Consider the following 12406-nt stretch of genomic DNA (forward strand, 5'->3'; position numbering starts at 1 on the left):
CAGTCGATCCGGGGAACGCGCCGGGCTTGTTCTTCAGGACTTCCAATAGTGGCCTAACTGCACCACGCGACACAACTCTTCCCACAGGGGAAGAATTCTGTATCTACGAAATACTTCCCCTCCCGGTAGTATTGTGCCTATGGCTTCGAAATATGCAACGACTAGTGAAGCTGCCGACCGACTGGGGGTCAGCGCCAGGCAGATCAGAAACATGGTCGCCCACGGACAGCTGGACGTCCTCGAAACTGCCAGCACCCTGCTGATCACCACCGACTCCATCGCCAGGGCCGCCCAGATCCCTAGGCGGGCCGGAAGGGCATGGAGCCCCCGGGTCGCCTGGGCCGCCTTGGATCTTCTCGGCGGAGGAGAGGCAAAATGGCTCCAGCCCTCCGAGCGCTACCGGCTCCGCCAGTCCCTCAAGACCCGAAACGTGGATGAGCTCATGGCCGCGGCCCGGAACCGCGCCACCGCCAGACGATTCCGGGCAACCCCCGAAGCCGTCTTGAGACTCCGCGAGCATGTCGCAGCGACCGGCGGCACGGCAATGCTCAACCCTGACATCGCATCCCTCTTCGGGCTGGCTGGCGGCGGGGGCTTCATCGACGGCTACGTGCCGGCAGGAGTTGCCGATGAAATGGCTGCCGCCTACTACATGGAGGAAGACCCCACAGGGAACGTCACCCTAAGAGAGGTCGAGTTCGAAGAGGCACTGAGCCTGGAAGTACCCATCGCCGCCATCGCCCTGGACCTCGCCGAGTCACTCGCGACGCGTGAACACTCCGCCGGTCGATCCGTCCTCAAGGAACTGCTGGCCCGTGGCTGACGCGATCAACGAAGACGGTCGGGAAATCTGGAACGTCGCTACTCCTCCCGGTGGATGGGGACAGCCGTGGCCGCAATGCATTGAACTGGCCCGAAAACTTCCAGCCCAGCACTGGACACTCGTCGGCGGACTCATGGTGCAGCTCCATTCCGCCCACGCGGGCCTGGCCGTCACCCGGCCGACCGCCGACGTGGACATCGTCCTTCATCTGGAAACGCCGGCAACCACCGTCCCGCAGGTCACCGGCATCCTTCAAGGCATGGGGTACACACTGCAGACCTCCATTGACTCCTCTGCCCCGGCACATCGGTTCCTCCGGGGTGAGGAACAGGTCGACGTCATGGTCGCGGACCAAATCGCACCCCGGGTTCCGCAGAGACTCGGCGGACACGACATGTTCGCTCTGCCGGCGGGCACCCAGGCGCTGCAGCGAACAGTCTATTGCCGGCTCTCCGCCGACGAGAACGGCGACGTCCTGATCAGCGTCCCCAACGTTCTCGGCGCCCTCGTACTCAAGGGCGCCGCCTACCGGGAAGACAGCCGGGACACCCGCCGACACCTGGATGACGCAGCCGTCCTTGCCGCCTGCGTCCATGCCCCGCTGAGTACCCGGGAGGAAATGAAGGGAAGCGACAGGTCACGGATCATCGGCCTTCACGAGAAACTCGACGACCCCCGGCACCAGTCCTGGACCCTGCTCGAGGACGAGGACCGGAATCGGGGACACATGACCCTGCGAACCCTGGCCGACAACCCACAGGCACCGCCCAAATTCCGCAAAGTGGGAAAAAGCTGAGCTGCACCCAACCGGCTCTTCGGCACCTTGAATGTCAGCGCGGGATCCTGAGCCTACCGCTCGCCATCTTCGGTGTCGGCACCAACCACTATCGGCACGGGCAAGGCCGACCGGTTTCCGGCACAAACGATCCATCGGTCGGCCCACCAATCGTTCGCATACACCCGCCTGACGACGGAAGTCCCGAATTACCGGACTCTTAAGAGGACTGCGAACCTCGCTGGCATCGGAGGAATCCAGTTAACTGCCAACCAGGCAATCCCTGCCGGCATTCCTTTGGCCTAGGCCTGAACGAGCAGGCCGGTTGCGAACATCACGCCCAGCCCCAGGATGATGCCTGCGCCGGTGAGCGGGGTGAAGGTCTTGCCCGAGGTGTCCTTGAGCAGCGGCAGGAGTTTGACGGCCACCTGGGCCACGGCTCCGGCTCCGATGCCGAGCAGGAAAGCCGCAAGGGCCGGCTGGTAGACGGTCGCTCCTATGAGTGCCCCTGCGGCCGCGGGCGCTCCTGCGATGAGTCCCAGGATCACCAGGCGGCCCAGGCCGGGAGGCTGTTTGGCGAGCGGGGTGACGATCGCCAGGCCCTCGGTGGTGTTGTGGATGGCGAAGCCGACGATCAGGGAGGCACCCAGGGCGAGTGAGCCGACCGCGTATGCGGAACCGATGGCGAGGCCTTCGCCGAGGTTGTGCAGGCCGATGCCGATGGCGATCAGCAGCGCCAGACGCTGCGGCGGCAGGGCTGCAGGCCGGCCCGTGGCGCCGAGTTCCTGGCGCCGACGCATCCAGGCATCTGTTCCCTCAAGTATGAGGTAGGCGGTCAGGGCGCCGAGGAAGACGACCATGGGGCCGCCGAACGCGCCGTTGCCGGCCACGAGTTCCACGGCTTCAAGGGTCGCGTCGATGGCCAGGAACGCGAGCAGGCCCACCGTGACGCCCAGCAGGACCCGGACCCAGGAGGCGGACGAACGGCGCACGAAAGGCATCCACAGCATTCCCAGGGCAACCGGTATCACGCCAACATAGATCCCCAGGAGCGCCATGAGTGCGAAGAAGGAGCCGCCGCGTTCCGGACTGAGGGCTGCGGCCTCGATGTCCGCGGGGATCTTGCCTCCGGCGGAGGTCACCAGGGCCACTTCGTAGGGATCACCGTCCACCCAGTGGTAACTGATGCTCAGGGTCGTGGACTCCAGCGGCGCCATGGTCTCGCGGCTCTGGGTAAACATCGCGTAATAGTCCGAGACGTTCACTTGGGCGATGGACACCGGATCCGGTCCCTCGTTCCGGACCGTGATTTCGATCTGGCCGGGCGTGAGGCGGATGTCCTCGACTGCGACCTCCTCCTTGGGCGGAACGCCCTCGGAGAGCGTGCCGAGGCCCGGCGCGTTCAGGAGCGAGAACAGGCCCACCAGGATCGCGATCAGGACCAGCGGCCCGACGCCGAGCAGCCACCGCGGTACCGGCTTCCGGCGGTGCGGTGCTGCCGCCTGTGCCGGGACCGTTTTCTCATCGAGAGTCATGATGCGCTCACCTCGAAGAATCCCATCCAGCCCAGCTCGGCAAACTCCGTCTTGTGGGCGTGGAACATGTACTTGCCCGGGAACGGGAACCGGAGTTCCACGATGCCGCGCTGGCCCTGCACCTGCGAGATGGTATCCGTGAACTCGCTGGGGGTCAGCATGGTCCCCGTGGGGTAGTAGTGGAAGAAGTTGCCGTGCACGTGGAACGAATTGATGGGGTCATACTCCAGCACGTTGATCAGGTGGATCCGCACCAGCTCGTTCTGCTTGACCTGCACGGGGAAGTCCATGAAATGGAAGGGCAGGCCGTTGACGGAGTAGAACTCGTTGTCGTCCCCGCCGTCGGTGTTGTAGCCGTTCATGACCATCACCATTTCGTTGTCGGCCTTCGGCCGGCCTTCCTTGGGTTCGATGATGAACCCGCCGTAGAGGCCCTTCGCGATGTGCGGGGCAAGCGGTGACTGGTGGCAGTGGTAGAGGTGCGTGCCGAACGGGGTGGCATCGAATTCGTAGGTGAAGCTTTGGCCCGGGGCGATGGAACCGGCGCCGATGCCGGGCGTGCCGTCCATTTCAGCCGTGTGGATCCCGTGGAAGTGGATTGTGTGGGGGTGGGCTCCGGCGTTGGTGAAGTGGATCTTCAGCGCATCGCCTTCCTGCGCCCAGAGGGTCGGGCCGGGAATTCGGCCGTTGTAGCTCCAGCCCGGGAACGTCACGCCCGGTGCGATCTCGAAGTCCTTATCGACCGCGACGATGTCCCATTCCCGCAGGGTCCTGCCGTCGGGCAGGGTGCTGGTCTTGCCCCGGTCGAAGTCGTGCAGGATCGCGGTCGGGTCGATCCCGGCCCGCTCAGGAAGGACCGATCCGCCGGCAAAACCGGCATGTCCGGCGTGGCTGACGCCAGTACCAACGGCCGACGACGGGCTGCCGGCCTGCGCTGCCCCGGAGCCCGACCGTGCCGCGGCCCCTCCCCCGGCACCGTTGCCGGAATGCTGGTCATGCCCGCTGGACGCCTCAGCCTGCAGAACGGAAAAGGCCGGGACAGCTGCAAAAGCGGCAGCGCCGGACAGCATGGACCGCCTGCTCGGGAGCTTCTCCGACAATGTTTTCGGCATGCCGATTCCTTTTCGCTTCAATAGGAAAACTAAATTGTTCGATAAGCCTAACATTCTGCCTGCCCTTGGTACCATTGATGGCATGCCCGTCTCCGATTTGTCCTCGTCAGCCCAGGACTACCTCAAGCTGATCTGGTCGGCCACGGAGTGGTCGGCTACTCCCATTACAGTCAGCGTCATGGCCGAGCGCCTCGGCGTCAGACCCTCCACCGTGTCGGATGGGATCAAGAAGCTGGCCAAGCAGGAACTTGTCACCCACGCACCGTACGGGAGCATAGAGCTGACTGCAGCGGGGCGCGAACACGCCGTCGCCATGGTCCGCCGGCACCGCCTCCTGGAGACCTTCCTGGTCCAAGCGCTCGGGTACGGCTGGGATGAGGTTCACGATGAAGCCGAAACCCTTGAGCATGCCGTTTCGGACAAGCTGATCGAACGCATTGACCAACAACTCGGCCACCCGACACGGGATCCGCACGGGGACCCCATCCCGCCTACCGACGGACTCCCGCACTTGCCGACAGGAACGCAGCTCTCGGCCGCAGCCGCCGGCGGCACCGTGGCCATCACGCGCATTTCCGACGCTGATCCACAGATGCTGCGCTACTTCACCGAATTAGGACTCGCGCCGGACACGAGGCTCACCGTGAAGGAACACCGCCCCTACGCAGATATCACCACCATCCGGCTGCACGGGCCCGGGCGGGATATTGATCTGGGAGCGTCAGCGTCGGAAGCGATCTGGGTCGTCGCGGTCTAGCGGTACGCAGGGAGGGCTCCCCTCCTGTCCATCCCAGGCAGGGCTCGCGCGTTCCGGGGCAATATGCGCGGACGGCTGCGGCATCGATGCTGAACCGCCACGCCGACGCCGCAACAGCTCCCTACGTGCTCACCATGCCTCTCGACAGCATCCGTCACTGACCGGCGCAACATTCCCAGAGAGGGCAGATAACCACAGCTCGGGTCCTCGACCTCGGCGCAATACAAAAGGCTCGGGACGGGGCGCTTCGGATGACCCCGCAGTCCGCCTGACGCTGGTGCCGCCGGCGCGAATTGAGGCTGAAGCTAGGTTGTCTGACGCCGGGTCAGAGGCCCATGGCGTCGAGAAGAGCATCTTCCTCGTCATCGGAGCCCGGGCGGCGCGGTTTGCCTTGTGGGCCTGTGCGCTGGCCGGGCCCGGACGGTTCCTGGATTTCACGTTCCTCCCGGTCGATGCGGGCCTGCTGCCGGGCCATGTAGCCGAACCCGACAAAGGCCAGCACCCCGAAGGTAATCCACTGCAACGCGTAGGACAGATTGGACCCTTCCTGCACTTTTGGCGGGGCAAGTGGCTGAGGGGCAAGCTGTGGAGGGGGCGTTTCGGAGGCCATGAGGCCATAGCTGCCGGTCTTGACCGGATACTCCAGCTGGCGCGCGTAGGAGCCCAGGTCAATGCTGGCCAGTTGCCCGTCCGGAGCACTCCGGTCAAGGTCAGCCTCTGAGGGTTTGATCCGCACGACCGCAGCGATGGTTCCGCGCGGCGGTGCAGGAACCGTGTCCGGGTAGCCGGGCCGGTTGTTTCCGATGGGAAGCCAACCCCGGTTAATAATGATTGTTTCCCCGGAGACCAGGCGGAACGGCACCACAACCTCATACCCTGCGGCAGAGTGGTTGGGCCGGTTCCGGACGATGCGCTGGTCCTCAGCGATGTAGTGACCCCTTACAGAAACAGTCGCCCATTTCGCGTCCGGGTCCGGGGTCTCGAAGTACCGGCTGGCTTCTGCGTAAGGGACGGGCGGCTTGTCGTAGTTCTGCTGGACGCGGCGGATTTCGGCCACCGCCTGGTTCCTACGGTCCATCTGCCAGTTACCCAGCCCTACGCAGGCGGCGGCAAACAGCGCGGCCATGCCCAGGATGCCCAGCCACCGCCAGGACAGCAGGAATCCGTAGGCCCGGGGGCCCCGGTCCTTGTTCAGCATGAATGTCAGCCCTGCACGCCGCCGGAACACACGGCCCCCGGTTCGGGGGACTGCGGCCCTTGACGGTACTTCTTAATGAACGGAGCCAGGCGTTCATCGCTGCCGCTGTCCACGGCGAGCTGTTTGCCCCAGGCTGTTGCCACAACCGGGGAGGTTTGTCCGGCTACCGGGCTGAGCAGGAGGTAATCCTGCTTGCCGGCCAAGGCCGTCAGCTCGGCAAGCTGGTCGGCGCCCAGGTCGGGACGGTAGGTGAGCCAGACCGCCCCGTGTTCCAGGGAATGCACTGCCCGCGTCTGTTCAACGGGCGTGGTGTAGATTCCGCAGTTCGTCCAGACCGGGGCATGGTCCCCGCCCGTGGCCGGAGTCCGGGGATAGCTGACGGGCTCGCTGGTGTGGTTCCTGGACTGGTCGGGATAGTCCTGCTCGCCCTCGATGGGCCGGGCCGCCGCGGCATTAAGCCGGTCGCGCTGCTGCACCTCCCCGACAACGACGAAGGTCACCGCCGCGACGATTGCGAGGACCACGGCCGCACCCGTGCCGTAAATCAGCCAGGCCCGCCGCCTGTCGGCCGCGCGCTGCTTGGCCTGCACCGCAGCCAGGAGCGCTTTACGGTCCTCGTGGGGTTTCGGTTTACCAGACATGGGCGGTCTCGCTTTCTTAGGCGCGGTCAAAGTCGGCCGCGGAGCTCTTCAAGGGCAGTAATTTCGGCCGTCTGGGCTTCGACTATACGGGCGGCGAAGTCTCGGACCTTTGAGGTTTCCGCCAAGCGGGTACCGGCGGAGGCCATGGCCACGCCACCTTGATGATGGCGGATCATCAGGTCGGTGAACAGCCGGTCCGCCTCCGCACCTGAGGTTTCGCGCAGCGCCTGCATCTGTTCCGGGGTGGCCATCCCTTCCATGACATCTTCGGTGCCGGCCCCTTGGGTCCCGTGCGAGGCTCCGGTCCCGTCATGAGTACCGCCGGCCGTCATCCATGCCATCGGCGGTGCTGTCCCGGCCTGGGTCAGTCCCCAGTCCTGCAGCCAAGCGAACATCTGGCCGTTCTGATGCTGCTGGGCGGTGGCAATGTCGTAGGCGACCGCCCGGATCTCGGGGTCGTCGGACTTGTCCCGGATCAACAGGGCCATCTCCACTGCCTGCGCGTGATGGGTCTGCATGTCCCGGGCAAATCCCGCGTCCGCGCCCGAGTCCGGGACGAGTGCGGGCGCTGTCGAAAGCCGGCCCAGGGCAAAGAAACCCAGTGCGGTGAGGGCGATGACTGTGACGAAGACGGCCCAGAGCCGCTTTCGGGGCAGCGGCGATGGTGCCGTGGGCTGTTCACGCGGCTCGGTGAGGTTCACGACCGCAGCCAGCCCCGGGGATCGACGGGTACGCCGTTTCGGACGATTTCGAAGTGCAGGTGGCATCCGGTGGAGTTTCCGGTCGTTCCGGCCCCGCCGAGCCGCTGGCCCTTGGCCACCACGGCACCGACCGAGACCTCTATCGATGACAGATGGTTGTACGTGCTTTTCATGCCGTTGCCATGGTCAACCACGATGCGGTTCCCGCCACCGTTCTGGGACCATCCAGCTTCCACGACGGTCCCGGAGCCGGCGCTGAAGACTGCGGTCTGGCAGGAGGCGACCAGATCCAGTCCGGTATGCAGCTCACCGGAACCGCCTGTGATCGGGCTGGTACGGAATCCGAACGGAGAAGAAATGGACATGCTGGCCAGCGGTGCCCCCAGGGTGGAATCCACAGGTACGGCGGTTGGCGGTGCCGCTGCTGCTGCGGCGGGGGTTACGGCAGCAGCTCCTGTGGCGGCAGGCGCTGCTGGCGCCGGCAGGTCGGCGGGCCGGGTCCCGACTTCAGTCCGTGGATAGGTGATGACTGCCTGTGCCTGCGCTGCTATGGCCGGGGCGGCCTCAACAGCAGCCGGCTGGGCGGCGGTGACGGTTCCGGCGGCGATGAGTCCGGCATGCGCGGCGGGTATGCCGGCGGCCAGCATGACAACAGCGGCAAAAGCCGAAGCACCGGGCAGCCAGGCCGGGCGCGGGGACGGGGCCTGAGGTCGGGCGGCGGCGCGGCGGCGGGAGTGGTCATGGGGCAGGGCGCGGCGGCGGCCGTGGCGGGAGGGGGGCACAGCTGATCCTTTCGGGTCGCCTGCGAAGTTAGCTGTCGGGTTCGGACCAAGGAAAAGCCCGGACACAGTTCCGGCGCCGGCCCGCGTGGGCCCGTACCGCTGTGTGTCTTAACCCCAAGGCAGCACGCTGCCGTTAATGGGTCCTCCGCCCCCGCCGTGTGAGTTCGTAGTATGGCGCCGCCGGCGGGGCTGAGCGTCCGGAGCCAAGGCTTAATACAGAAAAGCCTGAATCAACATTACACGACCACCACATATGTCACAATTCGATAACAACGGAGATGGTGATTTCTACAACCCGTACAACTCTCAAGAGGGTCAAATCGTTCCCGGGCTACTCGGGCCAGCGCCGCGGCTCGGGCCTGTCCGCCAACTGCTGCAGGTAGTCGTTGTAGGCGTCGAGTTCGGGGGTCCCTGCGGTCAGTTCGGCCCGGTCGATACTGGCATTGGATTTGGTTTCTTCGCGTTGCCAGCGGACCAGGATGAACATCAGCAGGAGCACTCCGGGCAGTTCGCCGTAGGACCAGGCCAGTCCGCCGGCTATGCCCTGGTCCGTTATCGGGTTGATGTTCCAGGCCGGGGGTGGTGTGGCGAAGAATTTCACCATGGGTGCGGTGGCCATCATGAGGACGACCCCGAAGAAGGCGTGGAGCGGCATTTCCGCGAAGATGTCGATCATCCGTCCGAAGTGGGTCTGGCGGCTCGGCAGGGGGTCAGCGGAGATCAGCGGCACCGTGAAGAGTATCCCGGAGATTAAAAACAGCAGTTCCAGGCCGACATGGCCGTACCAGGTCGGCAGCAGCAGGTCTGCCAGGCCGGAGAAGTACACACCGTAAAAGCTGAGCAGGAACAGCGGGACCATGAAGGCGGGGTGAACTGCCACGCGTCCCCAGCGCGAACGCAGCCCCCAGAGCGCTGTCCGGAGAACCCGGCGGCCCAGCCTGCCGTGCGGTGTTGCCCGCAGCAGCAGTGTCCCAGGGGATCCGATGACCAGCAGCGGCGGAACGGCCATCATCAGGGTCAACTGCTGGAACATGAAAATCGAGAACATCCGCAGCCCGTACCCTTCGATGCCGGCGCCCATGACCACGACGAGGGCCAGGCAGCCCGTCAGGAAGGAACAGGTCCGTACCACGGACCAGCGCCGGCCCTGCCGCCATAAGCTGATCGCCCCCGCCAGGTAGAGCACTGCGGCCAGGAGCATCAGGGCAGGGATCAGCGGGACAGGCTGCAGGTTGGGCGCCAGGTATTCAGCCAGCGACGGGGGCAGCGACGGAAGCCAGACCGGACCGGTGATGTCAGGCTCAGACATCGCTGCACCGGGTATCGCCCTGCCGGGACCGGCCTGCCCCTGTCAGGGTGTGTGACCGCTTCCGACCATGCGCAGCCGGTCCTGGCCCGTATGGCCGACGTGTGTCAGGCCGAGATCGAGGAGCATACGGACGTGGGAGTCGGCCAGTGAGTAGTAGGCCATCCTTCCCGAACGGCGCACCGACACGACCCGCGGCCCGCGCAGCAGGCGCAGGGCGTGGGAGACACCGGACTCGCTCAAACCGGTCGTTGCTGCCAGGTCGCAGACGCACATTTCCCCTTCGAGGAGGGCGATGAGGATCCTGACCCGGCCAGGGTCCGAGAGCAGCCCGAAGATCACGGCCAGGTCGGCCACGTCGGCGTCCCCGGGCATCCTGGATCTGACAGCTTCGACTTTGTCTGCATCGACGAGCCGGACAAAACACTCCGGCCCGGTGGGCCGGGGTGGAATCTGCATCATCCATCTAGGCTACCTTTACGTGCTAACGCTTCGCGCTTTCCCATAGTTCCCTGGCAAGCGCACAGAAGGCCCGCCGACGCCGGGACGCCCGTCCGGGCGCGGGCGATTAACGTGTGAACAACTCTACAGATAATCTGGTGTCGCGCGCTGAGCTCAGTTTCGCGCTCCATTTCCTGCCCTCCCGGGACGGGGCCAGGACCAGGTTAGGACTTATTGTGGCGCTCAAAGCCTCCACTTCACAGGAGAGCCCGGCTGTTTTGCCCAGGCCGGTATGGCTGGTTGTCGCCTGCGCGATTGCCCTGGCGGTGGTGTTGGTTGCGACCGCCTATGGCCGGGGAACTCTTCCGGCCGAGGCCCGGGATCCGGGGGCGCTGGTCCGGTGGGGATACGGTCTCGCGCAGACCGCGCACAATGTTGCGATGGCCGCGACGATCGGGGCCCTTGTCTTTGCCGCGTTCATCGTCCCGCCCCTGCCGAAGGCTCCGGGACGGGGTTCCCGGACGCGGAGTAATGTTCCGGCTTCCCCGGCGGCGGCCGAACATCCGGCCTTTACCCGGATCATGATGCTGGCCGCCGCTGCGAGCACTCTCTGGGCCTTTGCGGCCCTCGCCGTGCTGGTGCTGGGCTTCGCCGACATCGCCGGTGTGCCCGTCTCGGGCGGTCCCGAGTTCTCTGCCGGCCTCGTCGCCTACATAACGGAACTGCCCACCGGAAATGCGTGGCTGTCGGTGGTCATCATCGCAGCAGTCGTATCGACCCTGACCTTCAGTGTCCGGTCCCCGGGGTCCCTTGCGGCCACTGCGCTGCTGGCCATGGCAGGGCTGCTGCCCCTTATCCTGATTGGCCACGCCTCCAGCGGCACCGACCACGAGCAGGCCACCAACTCCCTGGGCCTGCACCTGGTCGGGGTGTGCCTCTGGTTCGGCGGGCTGATCGCCCTCACCGTCGCCGGAACAGCACTGGGCAAGGACACAGCCCCAGTCCTGCGCCGGTTCTCGTCCCTGGCCCTGTTCGCTTTCATCCTGGTCTCCGCTTCCGGCATTATCAACGCCTCGATCCGGATGCCGCTGCCCGAAGGGCTGGCCTCCCCGTACGGCGTCCTGGTCCTGGCCAAAACCGCGGCCGTCATCGTCCTGGGCATCATCGGGTATCTGCACCGTGCACGCCTGATCCCTGCGCTGGAGCAGAAAGCCCCGAGCGGGAGTGCGGGCCGGCTGCTGTGGCGGTTCATCGTGGCCGAACTGCTGATCATGGGCGCCGCCAGCGGCCTTGCCGCGGCGTTGGGCCGCACCCCTCCCCCGGGCGGAGAAGAAATCCGCGCCGCCCTCACCCCGGCCGAAATCCTCACCGGATACCTCCTTCCGCCGGAACTGACGCCGGAACGGTGGTTTACGGTGTGGCGGCCGGACTGGCTGTGGATCGCCCTGGCCATCACCGGCGCCGTCCTCTACCTCATGGGTGCCCGGCGCCTGCGGCGGCGCGGAGACAGCTGGCCGTGGATCCGGACCGTACTGTGGTTCGTTGGCCTGGCCGCGCTGGTGTTCTTCACCTCCGGCGGCCCCTCGGTCTACGGCCGGGTCCTTTTCAGCGCCCACATGCTCGACCACATGGCCCTGACCATGATCGTCCCCATCTTCCTGGTCCTGGGCGCCCCGGTCACCCTTGCCCTGCGGACCCTGGCGCCCCGGCGGGACGGCTCCCGCGGACCCCGCGAATGGGTGATGGTCCTGGTCCATTCCCGGGCCGCGGCGGTCCTGACGCACCCTTTGTTCGTTGCCGCCAACTTTGCTGGCTCCATCGTCCTGTTCTACTACTCGGACGCCTTCGGATTTGCTCTGCGCGAGCATGCCGGACACGAGTTGATGACGGTCCACTTCCTCATCACCGGCTACCTGTTTGTCCTCTCGATGATCGGCACAGATCCGGTTCCCCGCCGCGCCCCCTACCCGCTGCGGCTCCTGCTGCTGCTGGCGACCATGGCCTTCCACGCTTTCTTCGGCGTGACGCTCATGGGCTCGACCACCCTCCTGCAGCCGGACTGGTTCACGGGGCTGGGACGGGACTGGGGACTGCCTGCCCTGCAGGACCAGCAGATGGCCGGTGCCATCACCTGGGGCATCGGCGAAATCCCCACCCTGCTCATCGCCATGGGCGTCGCCATTATGTGGTCACGCTCCGACACCCGGGAGATGCGACGCACCGACCGCGCCGCATTACGCAACAACGACGCGGACCTGGGCGAGTACAACGCCATGCTCGCCCGCCTTGATGACCGCAGCAGGAGAATAGACCGCCAACAGGACCTGCCGTGAGA

General features: G+C 65.8%; 12 protein-coding genes and 1 riboswitch. Of the genes, 4 read left to right on the forward strand and 8 right to left on the reverse strand.

Features of this window, described 5'->3' with window-relative positions:
• Positions 1-139: 139 nt before the first annotated feature.
• Both NG696_RS04475 and NG696_RS04480 read left to right on the forward strand, forming a co-directional pair.
• A complete protein-coding gene (locus tag NG696_RS04475) occupies positions 140-823 on the forward strand; it encodes a DNA-binding protein (protein WP_252574287.1) in 684 nt (227 codons plus the stop codon).
• On the forward strand, positions 816-1619 hold the full coding sequence (locus tag NG696_RS04480; protein WP_252574289.1) for a hypothetical protein: 804 nt from the start codon (positions 816-818) through the stop codon (positions 1617-1619). Before NG696_RS04475 ends, NG696_RS04480 begins: the two co-directional genes overlap by 8 nt.
• Before the next feature lie 281 nt (positions 1620-1900).
• Here the strand turns inward: NG696_RS04480 and NG696_RS04485 are convergent, their stop codons facing one another.
• Positions 1901-3133 carry a ZIP family metal transporter gene (locus NG696_RS04485; protein WP_252574291.1) on the reverse strand — a complete coding sequence of 411 codons (1233 nt, stop codon included), beginning with the start codon at positions 3131-3133 and terminating at the stop codon, positions 1901-1903.
• Positions 3130-4245: a multicopper oxidase domain-containing protein gene (locus tag NG696_RS04490; RefSeq protein WP_252574294.1), complete on the reverse strand. Its 1116-nt coding sequence runs from the start codon at positions 4243-4245 to the stop codon at positions 3130-3132. The genes NG696_RS04485 and NG696_RS04490 overlap by 4 nt, the downstream gene beginning before the upstream one ends.
• A gap of 82 nt (positions 4246-4327) precedes the next feature.
• Here NG696_RS04490 and NG696_RS04495 point away from each other — a divergent pair, with 82 nt between their 5' ends.
• Positions 4328-5002 carry a metal-dependent transcriptional regulator gene (locus NG696_RS04495; protein ID WP_252574297.1) on the forward strand — a complete coding sequence of 225 codons (675 nt, stop codon included), beginning with the start codon at positions 4328-4330 and terminating at the stop codon, positions 5000-5002.
• A gap of 325 nt (positions 5003-5327) precedes the next feature.
• On the opposite strand, the gene NG696_RS04500 is transcribed toward NG696_RS04495, so the two are convergent.
• The 6 genes from NG696_RS04500 to NG696_RS04525 all read right to left on the reverse strand — a co-directional run bounded on the left by NG696_RS04500 (position 5328) and on the right by NG696_RS04525 (position 10092).
• Positions 5328-6200 (reverse strand): SURF1 family cytochrome oxidase biogenesis protein, encoded by an 873-nt coding sequence (locus NG696_RS04500; RefSeq protein WP_252574299.1) that lies wholly within the window; start codon positions 6198-6200, stop codon positions 5328-5330.
• Positions 6201-6205: 5 nt separating this feature from the next.
• On the reverse strand, positions 6206-6841 hold the full coding sequence (locus tag NG696_RS04505) for a thioredoxin-like domain-containing protein (protein WP_252574302.1): 636 nt from the start codon (positions 6839-6841) through the stop codon (positions 6206-6208).
• A gap of 26 nt (positions 6842-6867) precedes the next feature.
• Positions 6868-7542 carry a DUF305 domain-containing protein gene (locus tag NG696_RS04510; RefSeq protein ID WP_252574305.1) on the reverse strand — a complete coding sequence of 225 codons (675 nt, stop codon included), beginning with the start codon at positions 7540-7542 and terminating at the stop codon, positions 6868-6870.
• Positions 7539-8324: a M23 family metallopeptidase gene (locus NG696_RS04515; protein WP_252574307.1), complete on the reverse strand. Its 786-nt coding sequence runs from the start codon at positions 8322-8324 to the stop codon at positions 7539-7541. Before NG696_RS04515 ends, NG696_RS04510 begins: the two co-directional genes overlap by 4 nt.
• 3 nt (positions 8325-8327) lie before the next feature.
• Positions 8328-8511, reverse strand: a riboswitch (cyclic di-AMP (ydaO/yuaA leader).
• 144 nt (positions 8512-8655) lie between these two features.
• Complete coding sequence (locus NG696_RS04520) at positions 8656-9633, reverse strand: cytochrome c oxidase assembly protein (protein WP_252574309.1); 978 nt, start codon at positions 9631-9633, stop codon at positions 8656-8658.
• A gap of 42 nt (positions 9634-9675) precedes the next feature.
• Positions 9676-10092, reverse strand: a complete 417-nt coding sequence (locus tag NG696_RS04525; protein WP_305884616.1) for an ArsR/SmtB family transcription factor — start codon at positions 10090-10092, stop codon at positions 9676-9678.
• 215 nt (positions 10093-10307) lie between these two features.
• Here NG696_RS04525 and NG696_RS04530 point away from each other — a divergent pair, with 215 nt between their 5' ends.
• Positions 10308-12404 (forward strand): bifunctional copper resistance protein CopD/cytochrome c oxidase assembly protein, encoded by a 2097-nt coding sequence (locus tag NG696_RS04530; RefSeq protein WP_252574311.1) that lies wholly within the window; start codon positions 10308-10310, stop codon positions 12402-12404.
• Positions 12405-12406 lie beyond the last annotated feature (2 nt).

It is taken from the genome of Pseudarthrobacter cellobiosi, from assembly GCF_023913755.1.
Lineage (GTDB): Bacteria > Actinomycetota > Actinomycetes > Actinomycetales > Micrococcaceae > Arthrobacter > Arthrobacter cellobiosi.